General features: G+C 63.0%; 12 protein-coding genes and 1 tRNA gene. 5 read left to right on the forward strand and 8 right to left on the reverse strand.

The window, feature by feature from the left end; genetic code table 11:
* The first annotated feature begins 16 nt into the window (after nucleotides 1-16).
* Nucleotides 17-958 (forward strand): DUF2950 domain-containing protein, encoded by a 942-nt coding sequence (locus tag ACAX43_RS09325; RefSeq protein ID WP_370708093.1) that lies wholly within the window; start codon nucleotides 17-19, stop codon nucleotides 956-958.
* A gap of 321 nt (nucleotides 959-1,279) precedes the next feature.
* Nucleotides 1,280-2,140, forward strand: a complete 861-nt coding sequence (gene folD / locus ACAX43_RS09330) for a bifunctional methylenetetrahydrofolate dehydrogenase/methenyltetrahydrofolate cyclohydrolase FolD (RefSeq protein ID WP_370708094.1) — start codon at nucleotides 1,280-1,282, stop codon at nucleotides 2,138-2,140.
* A 102-nt stretch (nucleotides 2,141-2,242) separates the two neighbouring features.
* Here folD and ACAX43_RS09335 read toward each other — a convergent pair whose 3' ends face one another.
* Entirely contained in the window at nucleotides 2,243-3,358 is a 1,116-nt protein-coding gene (locus ACAX43_RS09335; RefSeq protein ID WP_370708095.1) for an acyltransferase family protein, read from the reverse strand.
* Nucleotides 3,359-3,653: 295 nt separating this feature from the next.
* Here ACAX43_RS09335 and ACAX43_RS09340 point away from each other — a divergent pair, with 295 nt between their 5' ends.
* Nucleotides 3,654-5,762, forward strand: coding sequence for a M3 family metallopeptidase (locus ACAX43_RS09340; RefSeq protein WP_370708096.1), 2,109 nt, complete (start codon nucleotides 3,654-3,656; stop codon nucleotides 5,760-5,762).
* 103 nt (nucleotides 5,763-5,865) lie between these two features.
* Here the strand turns inward: ACAX43_RS09340 and ACAX43_RS09345 are convergent, their stop codons facing one another.
* A complete protein-coding gene (locus ACAX43_RS09345) occupies nucleotides 5,866-7,167 on the reverse strand; it encodes an amidohydrolase family protein (RefSeq protein ID WP_370708097.1) in 1,302 nt (433 codons plus the stop codon).
* Nucleotides 7,168-7,377: 210 nt separating this feature from the next.
* Between ACAX43_RS09345 and ACAX43_RS09350 the strand changes: the two genes are divergently transcribed.
* Nucleotides 7,378-8,076, forward strand: coding sequence for an aspartate/glutamate racemase family protein (locus tag ACAX43_RS09350; RefSeq protein WP_370708098.1), 699 nt, complete (start codon nucleotides 7,378-7,380; stop codon nucleotides 8,074-8,076).
* A gap of 88 nt (nucleotides 8,077-8,164) precedes the next feature.
* Here the strand turns inward: ACAX43_RS09350 and ACAX43_RS09355 are convergent.
* Nucleotides 8,165-8,241, reverse strand: a tRNA-Met gene (locus ACAX43_RS09355).
* Between the two features lie 113 nt (nucleotides 8,242-8,354).
* On the reverse strand, nucleotides 8,355-8,642 hold the full coding sequence (locus ACAX43_RS09360; protein WP_370708099.1) for a hypothetical protein: 288 nt from the start codon (nucleotides 8,640-8,642) through the stop codon (nucleotides 8,355-8,357).
* Nucleotides 8,643-8,894: 252 nt separating this feature from the next.
* On the opposite strand from ACAX43_RS09360, the gene xth reads away from it, so the two are divergent.
* On the forward strand, nucleotides 8,895-9,671 hold the full coding sequence (gene xth / locus ACAX43_RS09365) for an exodeoxyribonuclease III (RefSeq protein ID WP_370708100.1): 777 nt from the start codon (nucleotides 8,895-8,897) through the stop codon (nucleotides 9,669-9,671).
* 26 nt (nucleotides 9,672-9,697) lie between these two features.
* On the opposite strand, the gene ACAX43_RS09370 is transcribed toward xth, so the two are convergent.
* The 4 genes from ACAX43_RS09370 to glnA form a co-directional block, all read right to left on the reverse strand.
* Nucleotides 9,698-11,830 carry a prolyl oligopeptidase family protein gene (locus tag ACAX43_RS09370; RefSeq protein ID WP_370708101.1) on the reverse strand — a complete coding sequence of 711 codons (2,133 nt, stop codon included), beginning with the start codon at nucleotides 11,828-11,830 and terminating at the stop codon, nucleotides 9,698-9,700.
* Between the two features lie 150 nt (nucleotides 11,831-11,980).
* Nucleotides 11,981-13,498, reverse strand: a complete 1,518-nt coding sequence (gene ntrC, locus ACAX43_RS09375) for a nitrogen regulation protein NR(I) (RefSeq protein ID WP_370708102.1) — start codon at nucleotides 13,496-13,498, stop codon at nucleotides 11,981-11,983.
* A gap of 138 nt (nucleotides 13,499-13,636) precedes the next feature.
* Nucleotides 13,637-14,779, reverse strand: coding sequence for a nitrogen regulation protein NR(II) (gene glnL / locus ACAX43_RS09380; protein ID WP_370708103.1), 1,143 nt, complete (start codon nucleotides 14,777-14,779; stop codon nucleotides 13,637-13,639).
* A gap of 188 nt (nucleotides 14,780-14,967) precedes the next feature.
* Nucleotides 14,968-16,383, reverse strand: coding sequence for a type I glutamate--ammonia ligase (glnA, locus tag ACAX43_RS09385; RefSeq protein WP_370708104.1), 1,416 nt, complete (start codon nucleotides 16,381-16,383; stop codon nucleotides 14,968-14,970).
* Between the last annotated feature and the right edge of the window lie 33 nt (nucleotides 16,384-16,416).

Below are 16,416 nucleotides of genomic sequence, written 5' to 3' on the forward strand. Positions count from 1 at the left end.
TCAAGAGGAGTCCCTGATGATTCGCTTATTCCCACGCGGCGCTCTGCGCGCCCACGTTCTGACACTCGCCGTCGCCTTCGGCACTCCCGGGACCCTGGTGGTGGCGCCGGTGCTGCTGCTCGGCACGAGCGCCGCCCACGCGCAGGCGGTCTACCCCAGTGCCGACGCCGCCGCCAATGCGTTCGTCGACGCCCTCGCGCGCAACGACGAAGGTGCGCTCAAGCATGTGCTCGGCAACGACTTCCATCGCTTCATTCCATCCGCAGGCATCGGCGAGGACGACATCTATCAGTTCCTCGGCGCATGGTCGAAAGGCCATCAGATCGTCGGCGATCCGGTGAAGAGCAAGGGTCGCGCGACCGCTCACCTGGCGGTCGGCGACAGTGGATGGACCTTGCCGATTCCGCTCGTGCAAGCCGGACACGGGTGGCGTTTCGATCCGCCCGCCGCGCAGGACGAAATGCTGACGCGCCGCATCGGCCGCAACGAACGCTCGGCGATTCTGACCTCGCTCGCCTACGTCGACTCGCAAAACGATTATCACAACCTGACCCAGCACTATGCACAGCGCTTCGTCAGCACGCCGGGCCAGCATGACGGCCTGTATTGGGCGACGGCGCCCGGCGAAACGGAAAGCCCGCTCGGACCGCTCGCCGCCACCATGCCCAACGGCACACTGCCGAAAGACGCCTATCACGGCTATCACTACCGGATCCTGACGGCGCAAGGTTCGCACGCGAAGGGTGGCGCGCAGAACTACATCGAGGGCGGCGTGCTGACCAAAGGGTTCGGCCTGATCGCCTCGCCGGCCGAATACGGCAAGACCGGCGTGATGAGTTTCATCGTCAATCAGGACGGTCAGGTCTATCAGAAGAACCTGGGACCACAAACCGCGCGTGCCGCGGCCGCTGTTAAATCGTTCGATCCGGACGATAGCTGGCAGCCGGTGCAGCAATAACAGCAGAGAAGTCCTCGACGGCCGGGGCGGCATACAAGCCGTGCGCGGCCGCCCGCCACGGCGAGTGTTCACGCTGACACCCACCACTTGCATACCCGGCCGACGCGGCGCGAATCCACAGCCCCCCGCGCGACCCGGAATCCTTACGTGGTGCGCGGTGCCGGGCCGGTATAATGTCGGACTTTGCAGCGCTGCTTATCGCTGATTTGCGCCGCGCGCTTTTCACGTGCCGACCCGTTTTCGCTGAAAAGCGTCATCGCGCGGGCTACGCACAACGCCTGCGCCCTGCTCCGCTTTCCAAACCGCCCCTCTCGACCGACCATGACTGCCAAACTGATTGACGGCCTAGCCCTTTCCAAGACCCTGCGCGCCGAAGTCGCCACGCGCGCCGCCGCCCTCACCGCCCGCGGGCACCAGCCGGGCCTCGCCGTAGTGCTGGTGGGCGCCGATCCGGCCAGCGAAGTGTATGTGCGCAACAAGGTGAAGGCGTGCCACGACAACGGGCTGGGTTCGTCGTTCGATCGCTATCCAGCCGATTTGCCGGAAGCCGAGCTGCTCGCCCGCATCGACGAACTGAACCACGATCCGCGCATCCACGGCATTCTGGTGCAACTGCCGCTGCCGCCGCATATCGACAGCCACAAGGTGATCGAGGCAATCGCTCCGGAAAAGGACGTCGACGGTTTTCACGTCGCCAACGCCGGCGCGCTGATGACCGGCCGGCCGCTGTTCCGCCCGTGCACGCCGTACGGCGTGATGAAGATGCTGGCCGCCTGCGAGATTCCACTGCAAGGTGCGAACGCGGTGGTGATCGGCCGCTCGAACATCGTCGGCAAGCCGATGGCGCTGTTGCTGCTCGAAGCGGGCGCGACCGTCACGATCTGCCATAGCAAAACGCGCGATCTGGCCGCGCACACGCGTAACGCCGACGTGGTCGTCGCCGCCACCGGCCTGCACAACATTCTTACCGCAGACATGGTGAAGCCGGGCGCGGCGGTGATCGACGTCGGCATGAATCGCGACGAAGCCGGCAAGCTGTGCGGCGACGTCGATTTCGCGGGCGTCAGCGAAGTGGCCGGCTATATCACGCCGGTGCCGGGCGGCGTCGGTCCCATGACCATCACGATGCTGCTCGTCAATACGATCGAAGCCGCCGAACGCGAAGCGGCAGGCAAGGCGTAAAGCTGAAGAGACATGCCGGCGAAGCGCGTTCGCCGGCATGCAGTGCTTCGAACTCAGTGCTTCAAAGCCTGGGGCATCAAATCCTGGCACCAACCACTCTTGTCAATGCGCGGCACGATCCCCTGCCGCGATTCCCGCGGTAAGCGGCGTCTGCCGACGCGCAAGGCGCCCGCGGCCCCACTTCAGCACCGGCCGCTCCACGAAGTGCCACGACAGCGCCGCGCACAGCAGGATGAATGGCGCGGCGATCAGCACCGCCGCCACATGGCTCAACTGCGGCGCGATACTCGCGATGCATTGCTGCACCATGAAGCCGTACAGATAAATCCCATATGAGTAATCGTGACGTGGCACGAAACGCCGCAAGAGCGGCGTCGTACCCACCCACAGCACTCCGTAGACAAAGGCCAGATAGAACAATGGCTGAGCGCCGGCCGTATCTCGGAACACCAGAAACACCATCGCCAACGCCAGCGCCGTCAGGCCGTTGATATCGATCCGTTCGCGCCATCCGTACAGCAGCATCCCCAGCATGAAAAACGGCTCCGGCCAGAACGAATAGCCGCCTGGCGTTTCGCTGAAGTCACGCACCCTGATCTGCAGATGCGGCAGATGCACGTGCAGGACAAACGCGGCGCACCCAAGCGCCGCCGCCAGCGCCGCGCCCCGTGCGCTGGACAGCAACCCCAGCATGCCGGTCACGAGCACGATCAGATAACAGCGCACTTCGAGCGGCAGCGTCCACAGCGGCGCGCAGACGTCGACGGGAAAGCGGTTGTGCTCGAACACGCCGGGCAGCGCCCAGCCGGTTTTCAGCACGATGGTCGAGAAATTGTCGAGGTTGGCCCACGTCATGCCCGAGGCGAAATAGTCACGCAGCGGCAGCGTCGTAAACAGCGGCCCGACGATGAACACCGCCACCAGCGAGCCGCCCGCCACCGCCGGCCACAGGCGCGCGATGCGCAACGCGGCGAAACGAGGCACCGAGCGTTGCCGGTCGAAGCTGGCGGTCACCAGCATGCCGCTCAGCAGAAAAAATGCGTAGACGCCAAGCGCACCGAAGCCGTCGAACCCGAGCGCGTTCTGGACCCAATCAGTCGTGCCGTCCGGCGCCTGCAGCAGATACGAGTGGCCATACACGACGGCCACGGCGGCAAGGAGCCGCACCAGGTCGAAGTTGTTGCCGTTGCGCGAGAGAGCGTGCGAAAGCGGGTTCATCGATACCTCTTGAAGAAAGCGTCGCTGACGGATAGCGACACGCCAGAATGCGGCATGGCAGCAATTCGCACCGTTCGCTTTCGCACAAAAGCGCAGCGGCGCATGCCGTCCACCTAAAACCCGTGCGGCATGCCCGTCCCGCGCACAGAGCCGTGACATCTGATAATTTGTCTGCCGACGGATTGGAATCGGCGCGCCCTGCCCCAATAATGTCTCTATGCGGTGTTATCGGGGCGTCATCGCGCGCCCGTCGATGCACCGATTACCCGTTCACCCGCGTCAGACAGGAAGCCTTATGTCCCCTACCCCCTCGAATCACGACAATCCGCTCCTCGATTTCTCCGACCTGCCGCGCTTTGGCGACATCCGCCCTGAACACGTCACGCCCGCCCTCGATGTCCTGCTCGCCGACGCTGCCGCCGCCGTCGAGCGCGCCGCCCAGCCCGTCACGCCCGCTTCGTGGGCCGACGTGGTCGAGCCGGTCGAGCGCGCCACCGAGCCGCTGTCGCGCGCCTGGAGCGTGGTCGGCCATCTGAACGCCGTCGCCGATACGCCGGAACTGCGCGCCGTGTACGGCGAGAACCTGCCGCGCGTCACCGAATTCTGGTCGAGCGTCGGTCAGAATCTCGCGCTGTATGAGAAGTACAAGGCGCTTCACGCCAGCAGCGATTTTGCGTCGCTGACCGGCGAGCGCCAGAAGATCCTTGGCAATGCGCTGCGCGATTTCCGCCTGTCGGGTGCGGAATTGCCGGAAGACCAGAAGCCGCATTTCGCCGAATTGCAGGAACGCCAGGCGGGTTTGTCGAAAGCGTTTTCGGATCACGTGCTCGATGCGACGAACGCGTACGCCTATCTCGTCGAAGCCGGTAATGAAGCACAACTGGCCGGCCTGCCGGAAGACGTGATCGAGGCCGCGAAGGAAGCGGCCGAACGCGAAGGCAAGACCGGCTATAAATTCACACTGCATTTCCCGTCGTATTTCCCGGTGATGCAGTACTCGGAAAATCGCGCGATGCGCGAAGCCGTGTACCGCGCGTATGTGACGCGTGCTTCCGAACTCGGTCCGCAATATGGCAACGGCAAACCCGAGTGGGACAACACGGCGGTGCTCGCCGATCAGTTGAAATTGCGCGCCGAAGAAGCGCACATGCTCGGCTACAACAACTTCGCCGAGGTCTCGCTCGCGCCGAAGATGGCGGAGTCGCCGGCGCAAGTGATGGCCTTCCTCGAAGACCTCGCCACGCGCGCCCGTCCGCACGCTGAACAGGACTGGAAGGAACTGTGCGAATTCGCCGCGAACGAACTTGGCATGACCGACCTGCAGCCGTGGGACATGACGTTCGCCGCCGAACGTCTGCGTCAGAAGCGCTATTCGTTCTCCGAGAACGAAGTCAAACAGTACTTCCCGGAAGACACGGTATTCAAGGGTCTCTTCAAGGTCACCGAAACGCTGTTCGGCGTGCGCATCCGCCGCGATGAAGCGGCCGTGTGGCATCCGGATGTGCGTTTTTTCCGCGTCGAGAATCAGGACGGCGGCCTCGTCGCCCAGTTCTACCTCGATCTGTATGCGCGCGAAGGCAAGCGCGGCGGCGCATGGATGGACGACGCGCGGGGCCGTCACAAGCACACGCACGGCAGCGTGCAAACGCCGGTCGCGTATCTGACCTGCAACTTCTCGGCGCCGGTCGGCGGCAAGCCCGCCTGCTTCACGCACGATGAAGTGATCACGCTGTTCCACGAGTTCGGCCACGGTCTGCACCACATGCTTACGCGTGTCGACGAACTGGGCGTGTCGGGCATCAACGGCGTCGAGTGGGACGCGGTCGAACTGCCGTCGCAATTCATGGAAAACTTCTGCTGGGAGTGGGACGTGTTGAGCGACATGACCTCGCACGTCGAAACCGCCAAGCCGCTGCCGCGGGATCTGTTCGACAAGATGCTCGCCGCGAAAAACTTCCAGAGCGGTCTCGGCACGTTGCGCCAGATCGTCTTCTCGATGTTCGACATGCAACTGCACACCGGTTTCGACGCATCCGGCACGAAGAACGCGACCGAACTCGCGAGCGAGATCAACGAGCGTTTCCACGTGGTGCCGCAAGCTTCGTTCTCGCGTTGGCCGAATACGTTCAGCCATATTTTCGCGGGCGGTTATGCGGCGGGATACTACAGCTACAAATGGGCAGAGGTGCTGTCCGCCGATGCCTACGCCGCGTTCGAGGAAGCCGCTCAAGCCGCAAGTGGCAGCGTGCTCGATCAGGCGACCGGCATGCGATATCGCAAAGAGATTCTGGAAGTGGGCGGCAGCCGTCCCGCGATGGAATCATTCAAGGCATTCCGCGGCCGCGAACCGAATATCGATGCCTTGTTGCGGCACAACGGCATGACGCCAGGCGCGGTACATTGATCATGCGTTGAAGCCCCGACGTGTTCGATAGCGCCGACAAGAAAGCCGGTGGTTTGCGTGAGCAACCACCGGTTTTTCTATTCGTGCGTGCTGCGCGCTCCGGCTAGCCGCGATGCAGTTTGAAATCCACCTGCGCAGGACGCCCTTCCAGCGACAACGCTGCGCGCGCCGCAGGCGCACAGCTCACCACCTTGCCACGGCTCACCACCGCGAGCCGCGCGGCACGCAAGCGGATCGCCTCGACCGGGTCGCGTGCGTCGAGCAGCACGAGATTGGCGGCGCTTCCCGGCGCGATGCCATAGTCTTCCAGCCCGAGAATGCGCGCGGCATTCACGGTGACCGCATCGAAGCACGCTTGCATACCGTCGACGCCCGTCATCTGTGCGACATGCAAGCCCATGTGCGCGACTTCGAGCATGTCGCCCGAGCCGAGGCTATACCACGGGTCCATCACGCAATCGTGCCCGAACGCGACGTTGATGCCCGCGGCCATCATCTCCGGCACCCGTGTCATGCCGCGGCGCTTTGGATACGTGTCGCTGCGGCCTTGCAGCGTGATGTTGATCAGCGGATTGGCGATCGCCGCAACGCCCGACTCGCGCATCAGCGGCAAGAGCTTGCTGACGTAGTAGTTGTCCATTGAATGCATCGAGGTCAGGTGCGAACCGGTGACGCGCCCATGCAAGCCGAGCCGGTGCGTCTCGGCTGCGAGCGTTTCGATATGGCGCGACATGGGATCGTCCGATTCGTCGCAATGCATGTCGACGCGCAAGCCCTGCTCCGCCGCGTACTCGCAGAGCATGCGCACGGATCGGGCACCGTCGGCCATGGTCCGTTCGAAATGCGGAATCCCGCCGACGACGTCGACGCCCATTGCAATCGCTCGCTTGAGATTCTCGAATGCGCCGGGACTGCGCAACACGCCGTCCTGTGGAAACGCGACCAGTTGCAGGTCGAGATACGGCGCGACCCGGCGCTTTACTTCGACCAGCGCTTCGACTGCGAGCAAGCGCGGATCGCATACATCCACGTGGCTGCGGATCGCCAGCAGACCGCGCGCAACAGCCCAATCGCAGTACTGCAGCGCGCGCTCGATCAGCGCCTCCTGCGTCAGGTCCGGCTTCAGTTCGCCCCAAAGCGCAATGCCTTCCAGCAAGGTGCCCGACGCATTCACACGCGGCAGACCGTATGACAGCGTGGCGTCCATGTGGAAATGCGGATCGACGAAGGGCGGCGTGACGAGCGAACCGGCGGCGTCGATTTCTTCGCGCGCGCTGGCGGCCAGATTGGGCTCGACAGCCACGATGCGGCCCGCTTCGATGCCGATGTCGACCGGCTGCTTATGCTGCTTTTTCTGCGGCGTGGCGCTCGGCGGCAGCATCGCCCGGCGGATGATCAGATCCATGAATCGCTCCCTGTTGACCGCTTTTTGAATGACTACGATTCTAGCGGCGTCAGAAAGCGCGTGACGGCGTTTTATCACGACGCCGTACCGGCGGGCGGCAGGAAATCCGTACCGGCTGTGCCCCATGGCGCCCGCCTATACTCGACGTTCAACGTTTAGCGTTCGGCTTTGGCTGTGCATACATCATCCATCCACCCACGGAGCAAGCGAATGAAAACGATCGGCGTGATCGGCGGAATGAGTTGGGAATCGTCCACCGAGTACTACAAGCTCCTGAACCGCCACGCCAAGGCGCGCCTCGGCGGCCACCACAACGCTCGCAGCCTGATGCTGACGGTCGACTTCGCGCCGATCGAGGCAAACCAGCGCGCCGGCGACTGGACCGCGCTCGGCAAACAGATGGCCGATGCCGCACGCCAACTCGAACAAGGGGGCGCCGACCTGGTGATGCTGGCGACCAACACGATGCACCGCGTATATGAATCGATCGAACAGGCGATCGGCGTGCCATTCCTGCATATCGCCGATCCGACCGGCAATGCGCTGCGGGCCGCGGGCATCGCACGGGTGGGCTTGCTCGGCACGCGCTATACGATGGAGCAGACGTTCTACACGGGGCGCTTACGCGAGCGCTACGGCCTCGAGACTCTGATTCCCGATGAAACCGGGCGCGCGGATGTGCATCGCATCATTTACGACGAGCTGTGCCACGGCAAAGTGGATGACGGCTCGCGCGCGGTGTATCAACGAGTGATCGAAGGACTGGCCGCGCGTGGCGCGCAAGCGGTGATTCTCGGCTGCACGGAAATCACTTTGCTGATCAAGCCGGAAGATTCGGCGTTGCCGGTGTTCGACACGACCGCGTTGCATGCGCAAGCGGCGGTGGAATGGGCGATCGATTCGGAGTGAATGCAGAACGCGCGAAGCGCATGCGGTGTGGCGACGCCACAAGTTAAAAAGCCCGCGTAGCTTGCGCTAGCGGGCTTTCAACAATGCTTGGTTGCGGGGGTAGGATTTGAACCTACGACCTTCGGGTTATGAGCCCGACGAGCTGCCAGACTGCTCCACCCCGCGTCAGAGAAAAAAATTATAGCGGGTTGTCAGCAAGACGTCAAACAATCGGATCAAATAGTTTCAAACGAACCGCGCAACGCGTGTCCGCACTCGCGCACCAGGTGAGCAGCAACTCAAAGATCCTCGACCGTCGCGCCTGCCACTTTGCCGTCGATGATGTCCGCGCCGTACTGGCTCGCACTACGCTTCGCGACGCCGAAATCGGAAAATGTGGACGGCAGCACGAGACGAAATACGCGGCTTGCCTTCGAGCCGCCGATCGCGCCCGGCCGGCACACGCGTACCGCTACGTCGTAGCCTTCAGCATGACGCTTGTGACCATCGAACTTGTCGAACTCCCGCGAAAACACCAGCGGATGCACTTCGAAGTCCTTATAAAGGGCTGGATAAAGTTGGGCCATGGACCATCCCCGATGCGTGTAAATGTGATCCCACTATACGCCGCGGCATGACAGGATCGGGCTTTTATTTTTCAATGCCGCCGGGGCAATTTTCACCGAGGCTCGTCTCGCGCGCTAAGATGCGAGGCTATCGGCATAAGCCCGCTTCCGCCGACCCGGATGCGGGCCGCGAGACGGGTAGATAAAGCAAAATAGAGCAAAAACGAGGGCCAACGCGCCTCAAAGACTTTGCCCAAAGAATGTGAGAACTTCATGAAAATCGCCACCTGGAACGTCAACTCCCTCAAAGTACGCGAGCAGCATGTGATCGACTGGCTCAGCACCAGCCAGACCGACGTGCTGTGCCTGCAGGAATTGAAGCTGACTGACGACAAATTCCCCCGCGCCGCACTCGAAGAGAAAGGCTACCGGAGCTGGTTCGCGGGCCAGAAGACCTATAACGGCGTCGGCATTCTGGTGCGCGACGGCCTGAACGTCGACCCGAGCACCGTCGTGCGCAATATCCCCGGCTTCGAGGATCCCCAGCAACGTGTGATCGCCGTAACCGTCGAGGGCGTGCGCATCATCTCCGCGTACTTCCCCAACGGCCAGGCGCCGGGCACCGACAAGTTCGCCTACAAGCTGCGCTGGCTTGCTGCGCTGCACGACTGGATCGCGCGCGAAATGGCGCTCTACCCGAAGCTCGCGCTGCTCGGCGATTACAACATCGCGCCGGAAGATCGCGACGTGCACGATCCGAAAGCGTGGGAAGGCCAGAATCTGGTGTCGCCCGAAGAGCGCGCCGCGTTCGTGCGGCTGATCGGACTCGGCCTGCTCGATGCGTTCCGTCAGTTCGAGCAGCCGGAAAAAATCTACTCGTGGTGGGACTACCGGATGATGGCATTCCGCCGCAATGCGGGCGTGCGCATCGATCACATTCTGCTGTCGAAGGCGCTCGCCGATGTGTGCTCGTCCTGCGATATTGACAAGGTGCCGCGCAAGTGGGAGCAGCCGTCCGACCACGCGCCGGTTGTCGCGCAAATCGGCTGAACGGCGGTCAGCCTGTTCCGAAACGCCTACACCGATCCGTTCAAACAGCGCCACAGGAATTCGAACACCATCGCATCATGCTCGGCCTGCTCCAGCTCATCGGAGCCGCCGTGGCCACCTTCCGTGTTCTCCCGGTACCAGACGTTGTCCGCGCCTAGCGCCTGCATGCGCGCGGCCATCTTGCGCGCGTGTCCGGGGTGGACGCGATCGTCGGCAGTCGACGTGGTGAACAGCACGGGCGGATACGCCACGTCCCCACTCACGCGGTGGTAGGGCGAATACGCGGCCAGCACGCGCGCTTCGTCGAACTCGTCCGGATCGCCGTATTCATCGATCCATGACGCGCCGGCGTGCAGCAGGTGATACCGGCGCATGTCGAGCAGCGGCACCTCGCATACTACTGCGCCGAACAACTCGGGACGCTGCACCATGCACGCCGCAACCAGCAGGCCGCCATTGCTGCCGCCCTGAATGCCGAGCTGTGCGGCGCTCGTCACGCCTGAACTGATGAGCGCCTCGGCCACCGCGATGAAATCGTCGAACGCGCGCTGCCGATGCTCGCCCTGCGCCGCCATGTGCCACGCTGTGCCGAACTCGCCGCCGCCGCGAATATGCGCCACCACATACACGCCGCCCCGCGCCAGCCAGCCGATGCCCTGCCCGGTCAGATAGCTCGGCAGCAATGGAATCGCGAAACCGCCGTAACCGTTGAGCAGGCATGGGCGCGTTTGCTGATAGGTTGAGTCGTGCGTTTGCGGCGCTTCTATGGCGCGTTGCGCGTCCCGCGGTCCGATCACGCTGTACGGTACCCGCGTGCCATCCGCGGACACCGCGTGCCCGCGCGTCACGACGAACGGCGCCGCATCGAACTGAGCCGGCCAGCGGTCGAGCAACGCCCAATCGGTCAGGTTGTCCCGCGTGAGGTCGGTGAGCCAGTATGCAGGCGGTTGCAAGTAATCGTCGGTATCGACGAACACTTCGTCGTTCAGCGTCGGCTCGACGGGTGAAACGTCGGCCTCTTCGCCGTCACGCGACGGAAAGAGGCGTTGATGCCAGTGCCAGGCTTGATCGGCCGCTTGCGACGGGATCCAAAGCGAGGTCTTGCTCCGCACATCTTCCAGATACGACACGATCAGATGATTGCGCGTGTGCGCCCACTCACAGGCGGAGGTTTGCGATGTCGGCGTGAAGAGCGGCACCACGTCACGCTCGCCGCGCAGGAACGCGGCCTCGCGGATCGCCAGCAACGCGCCGCCCGGATAGCGCACACCGTTGCAATCCCAGTCGAGGCGCGGCTCGAGCAGCAGCCAGCCCTGCCAGCCGCCGACCGCGACGTACGACGGTACGTCGTACTGTCGCCAGGCATCGTCCGCGACGCCATCGACGCTATCGAGGTAGTACGTATGCGAATCGAAGAAATCAACGCTGCTCACCGCCGTGTGGCGGCGCTCGATCGGATCGTAGTGGGCCTCCACACCGATATCGCCGAATGCGCCCTTGAAGACCACCGGCGCCTCGGCCAGCGCACTGCCGCGCGTCCAGCGCCTTACTTCGCGCGGATAGCCGGAGCGCGTCAGCGTCTTGCGGCCGTTGTCCCAGCCGACGTAGAGCGTATCCCGATCGATCCACGAAGCCGTGTGCTTGCCGGCCTTCGCGATCACGAAGCCGTCGTCGACGAAACATTGCGCGTCGATGTCGAACTCGCGCACCACGAGCGCATCCGAGCCGCCCGGCGACAGCGTGATCAGCGCGCGATCGCCGTCCGGATAAAGAATGTCGAGTTCGACGCAAACCCACGGCGTGCCTTCGGCCGCGCCGAGTGCGTCGAAATCGAGCAGGTTCTGCCATACGGGTGCACCGCTGCGCCAGGCCGCCCACGTCGTACGCCGCCAGATGCCCTTGGGATGGCGGTCGTCCTGCCACAAATCGTACGCCCACTCCTTCCAGCGATCGGGAATGACCGGGCGCTCGCGCGGCAGATAAGCGTCGGCAAGCCGCTTTTTGAGCGACTCGAATCCCTCGCTGCTGCACCACGCGGCGCGCGTGCGGGCGTTCTGCGCTTCGACCCACGCGAGCGCGTCAGGGTCGTCGAGCGCTTCGAGCGACAGAAAGGGATCGGGAGAAAGCGGCCAGGAGAAAGAGACGGGAGAAGCGGGCATTATCAGCTGTCGAATGAAAACAGCTTTGATTATGCCTTGCGTGAGGCCGGGGGCCCGCGATAATGCGCGCCGGGACGGCTTTAAGGGCACCCGAAGGAGCGACAGGCGGGGGCGGCTTCTCAACCGCCCCCGGCTGTGACCACGCAAGCCTCAGGGTTCGAGGTTGAGCTCCTGAATCTTGCGCGTGATTGTATTGCGACCGATGCCGAGGCGCTCCGCTGCCTCCACCTTGCGCCCGCGCGTGAAATCCAGCGCCTCGCGAATCACCGCTGCTTCGAAGCGGCGCGCGAGTTCGTCCATGACGTCGGCCGCATTCTCACGCAGCATCCGCGCGACTTCGGTACGCAAGCCACCTTCCCAGGCGCTGACGGTGGTCGCGACCGGCATGCCGGCAGCCGTCGCCGGATGCATGGCCGCGCCGGTGCCGTTGATCGGCGCACCGCCGGCTACGCCCGCCTCACCCGTGCCGGTCACGCCATTGCCGCCGTTCGAGAGATCGGTCACCCCTGCTTGCGTAGGACCCAGATCGGGCGGCAAATCCTTGATCTCGATGGTCTGCGCCGGCGCCATCACCGTGAGCCAGTTGGCGAGATTTTCCAGTTGACGCACGTTGCCCGGAAACGGCAGCGACGCCAGATAAGCAAGCGCCTCTTCGGACACGCGCTTCGGCTCCACGCCCAGATCGCGCGCACTCTTTTGCAGGAAGTGGCGCGTGAGCAGCGGAATATCTTCGCTGCGCTCGCGCAACGCCGGCAAGCGCAAGCGGATCACATTGAGCCGGTGATACAAGTCCTCGCGAAACAGACCCTGACGCACACGCGATTCGAGGTTCTGGTGCGTCGCCGCAATCACGCGCACATTGGCGCGCAACGGATTGTGGCCGCCGACGCGATAGAACTGCCCATCCGACAGCACACGCAACAAGCGTGTCTGCAAATCGAACGGCATATCGCCGATTTCATCGAGGAACAGCGTACCGTTCTCGGCCTGTTCGAAGCGCCCTTGGCGCATCGCCTGCGCGCCGGTAAAGGCGCCGCGCTCGTGACCGAACAATTCGGATTCCAATAGATCCTTCGGGATCGCCGCTGTGTTCAGCGCGATGAAGGGACCGTTCGCGCGTGGGCTATGTCGGTGCAACGCACGCGCGACCAGTTCCTTCCCGGTGCCTGATTCGCCGGTAATGAGCACGGTGGCGGCGGAATGCGACAGCCGGCCGATCGCGCGAAACATGTCCTGCATGGCCGGTGCCTGGCCGAGCATTTCCGGCGCCTCGGCAACGCGGTCGTCCCACGTCTGTTCGCCACGCATGCTCTCGTCGACCGCCCGGCGAATCAGCTCGACCGCCTTGTCGACGTCGAACGGTTTGGCGAGGTATTCGAACGCGCCACCCTGGAATGCGGCAACCGCGCTATCGAGGTCTGAGAACGCCGTCATGATGATGACGGGCAAGCCCGGCACCTTGTCACGAACGGTTTGCAGCAATTCGAGGCCGGAGCCGCCAGGCATCCTGATGTCGGACACCAGCACCTGCGGGCTGTCGTGATCGAGCGCCGCGGAAGCCTCGCGCACATTCGCGAAGCTGCGTGTCGCGAAGTTTTCGCGAGCGAGCGCTTTTTCAAGCACCCAGCGAATCGATTGATCGTCGTCTACTATCCAGATCGGCTTCATATAGGTCGGTCAGAAGTCTTGATAAGAAGAGCCCCACCTGTCGCTTCGCGCCAGGCCCCCGAGGGGGTGATCCCCCGAGGGGACTACCTGCGGGGCGGAAAACTTGGGGCGGCCCGGCGTTTCTCACCAGGTTTGGCGTTAGCAGTCGAGCGGCAGCAGAATCTGAAACTCGGTGTGGCCCGGCCGGCTTTCCACTTCGATCAGCCCATCGTGTTGTTGCACGAAAGTCTGCGCAAGCGTCAGACCGAGACCGCTACCGTCCTCGCGCCCCGACACGAGGGGATAGAAAATGCGGTCACGGATGTCCTCGGGGATGCCTGGGCCGTTGTCAATGACATGCAAGTCCAGTGCCAGCTTACATAAGCGTTTCGACACGGTGATCTTGCGCGCAATGCGGGTGCGCAATTCGATGCGTGCGTCGCCTTGCGAGATGCGTTCACGCAGCGCTTCGGCCGCGTTACGCACGATGTTCAGCAGCGCCTGGATCAGTTGTTCCTTGTCGCCGCGCAGATCCGGCACGCTGACGTCATAGTCGCGCTCGATCGTAAGGCCACGCGGAAACTCCGCGAGAATCACCTGCCGCACGCGCTCGCACACTTCGTGGATATTCACGTCGCCGACAATATGCGGATGACGATGCGGCTCCAGCAAGCGATCGACCAGCGTTTGCAACCGGTCCGATTCCTTGATGATGACTTGCGTGTACTCGCGCAACTCGTCGCGTTCGCGCTCGCCCAGTTCGAACTCGAGCAATTGCGCCGCGCCGCGAATCCCGCCGAGCGGATTCTTGATTTCGTGCGCAAGGTTGCGGATCAGTTGTTTGTTGACCGCCGTGAGGTCGTTGATACGCTCCTCGCGGTCGCTGCGTAAATGCCGCTCGTTCTCGAACAGTTCGAGCAGCACATAGTCTTGCGCGCTTTCCAGAAAGCCGACGATCGCATGCACATGCAGCGGCTCGTGGCCCGGGCGCTCGAGTACGGCGTCCAGATGCGTCGCGTGAAAACGGTGGGCGGCGATCGCGGTAATGGTCGCGACCAGTTCGTCCGCATTCGAGAAGAGGTCCGGCCACGCCATCTGCGTCAGTTGCTTTCGCGAAAGCTCCAGCATCGACTCGGCCGACGGGTTTGCAAACGCGACGCGCAGCGTGCGCTTTTCGAGCACCAGCACGACTGTCGGCAATGCCTCGAAACCCGGCAGCAAACCGGAACTTACAAGCTGAACCTCGTCCGAGAGCGCCTGCTCGTGTCCTTTTCTTGCCTTCATCAGATTTTTCAGAACCATCTTGCAGTCTGGCCGATAGGAGATGGTGATAAATCAGGTGTACCGCTTGTTGTCTTGCCTCTTGCCCACGCCGCGCAAACGTTGAGTGCGGTCTAACAAAAAAGGGACGGCGCCGCCGTCCCTTCGTGACCGATCGCGAGCGTCGGGCAAAGCGTTTCGCCGTTTGAAGGGCGAAGCGCCATTGCCGCTTACAGCGAGTAGTACATTTCGAATTCGATCGGGTGCACCGACTGACGATAGCGTTGCAGCTCGCCCGTCTTCAGTTCGATGTACGCGTCGAGCATCGAGTCCGTGAACACGCCACCGCGCGTCAGGAATTCGCGGTCTGCGTCGAGTGCGTCCAGCGCCTGGTCGAGGCCGGCACACACGGTCGGGATCTTTGCATCCTCTTCCGGCGGCAGGTCGTACAGGTTCTTGTCGGCAGCTTCGCCCGGGTGAATCTTGTTCTGCACGCCGTCCAGACCCGCCATCATCAGCGCGGAGAAGCACAGGTACGGATTCGCCATCGGATCCGGGAAACGCGTTTCGATACGGCGGCCCTTCGGGTTCGACACGTGCGGAATGCGGATCGATGCCGAGCGGTTCTTCGCCGAGTAAGCGAGCTTCACCGGTGCTTCGAAGTGCGGCACGAGGCGTTTGTACGAGTTCGTCGACGGGTTCGTGATCGCGTTCAGCGCGCGAGCATGCTTGATGATGCCGCCGATGTAGAACAGCGCGAATTCCGACAGACCTGCGTAACCGTTGCCCGCGAACAGGTTCGTGCCGTCCTTCCAGATCGACTGGTGAACGTGCATGCCCGAACCGTTATCGCCGACCACCGGCTTCGGCATGAACGTTGCCGTCTTGCCGTACGTGTGCGCGACGTTGTGGATGATGTATTTCATTTGCTGCAGCCAGTCGGCGCGTTGCACCAGCGTCGAGAACTTCGTGCCGATTTCGTTCTGGCCCTGGCCCGCGACTTCGTGGTGATGCACTTCGACCGGGATGCCGATCTGTTCGAGCAACAGGCACATTTCCGAACGGATGTCCTGGAACGTGTCGACCGGAGCGACCGGGAAGTAGCCGCCCTTCGTGCCCGGACGGTGGCCGGTGTTGCCGCCTTCGAAGTCCATCGACGACGACCACGGTGCTTCTTCCGAACCGATCTTGACGAAGGTGCCCGACTGATCCGTGCCCCACTTGATCGAGTCGAAAATGAAGAATTCCGGTTCCGGACCGAAGAAGGCCGTGTCGCCCAGACCCGTACTCTTCAGGTACGCTTCAGCGCGCTTGGCGAGCGAACGCGGGTCGCGTTCGTAGCCCTTGCCGTCAGCCGGTTCGACGACGTCGCAAGTCAAGACGAGGGTCGACTCTTCGTAGAACGGGTCGATGAAGGCGGTGTTCGCGTCCGGGATCAGCAACATGTCCGATGCTTCGATGCCCTTCCAGCCGGCAATCGACGAACCGTCAAACGCATGGCCGCTTTCGAACTTGTCTTCATCGAATGCCGACACCGGCACCGAAACGTGTTGCTCTTTGCCGCGCGTGTCGGTGAAACGAAAGTCGACAAACTTGACGTCTTCGTCTTTGACGAGTTGAACGACGTCGGCCACGGATTTACTCATAACCTATCTCCTGATTAACGAATTCGGCGGATT

The sequence above is a fragment of the Paraburkholderia sp. IW21 genome (genome assembly GCF_041321145.1).
Classification (GTDB): domain Bacteria; phylum Pseudomonadota; class Gammaproteobacteria; order Burkholderiales; family Burkholderiaceae; genus Paraburkholderia.

What these genes read in the sequence shown, in the direction of transcription:
- ACAX43_RS09325 (WP_370708093.1), top strand. Translation starts at nt 17, where the DNA reads ATGATTCGCTTATTCCCACGCGGCGCTCTGCGCGCCCACGTTCTGACA.
- folD (WP_370708094.1), top strand. Translation starts at nt 1,280, where the DNA reads ATGACTGCCAAACTGATTGACGGCCTAGCCCTTTCCAAGACCCTGCGC.
- ACAX43_RS09335 (WP_370708095.1), bottom strand. Translation starts at nt 3,358, where the DNA reads ATGAACCCGCTTTCGCACGCTCTCTCGCGCAACGGCAACAACTTCGAC.
- ACAX43_RS09340 (WP_370708096.1), top strand. Translation starts at nt 3,654, where the DNA reads ATGTCCCCTACCCCCTCGAATCACGACAATCCGCTCCTCGATTTCTCC.
- ACAX43_RS09345 (WP_370708097.1), bottom strand. Translation starts at nt 7,167, where the DNA reads ATGGATCTGATCATCCGCCGGGCGATGCTGCCGCCGAGCGCCACGCCG.
- ACAX43_RS09350 (WP_370708098.1), top strand. Translation starts at nt 7,378, where the DNA reads ATGAAAACGATCGGCGTGATCGGCGGAATGAGTTGGGAATCGTCCACC.
- ACAX43_RS09360 (WP_370708099.1), bottom strand. Translation starts at nt 8,642, where the DNA reads ATGGCCCAACTTTATCCAGCCCTTTATAAGGACTTCGAAGTGCATCCG.
- xth (WP_370708100.1), top strand. Translation starts at nt 8,895, where the DNA reads ATGAAAATCGCCACCTGGAACGTCAACTCCCTCAAAGTACGCGAGCAG.
- ACAX43_RS09370 (WP_370708101.1), bottom strand. Translation starts at nt 11,830, where the DNA reads ATGCCCGCTTCTCCCGTCTCTTTCTCCTGGCCGCTTTCTCCCGATCCC.
- ntrC (WP_370708102.1), bottom strand. Translation starts at nt 13,498, where the DNA reads ATGAAGCCGATCTGGATAGTAGACGACGATCAATCGATTCGCTGGGTG.
- glnL (WP_370708103.1), bottom strand. Translation starts at nt 14,779, where the DNA reads ATGGTTCTGAAAAATCTGATGAAGGCAAGAAAAGGACACGAGCAGGCG.
- glnA (WP_370708104.1), bottom strand. Translation starts at nt 16,383, where the DNA reads ATGAGTAAATCCGTGGCCGACGTCGTTCAACTCGTCAAAGACGAAGAC.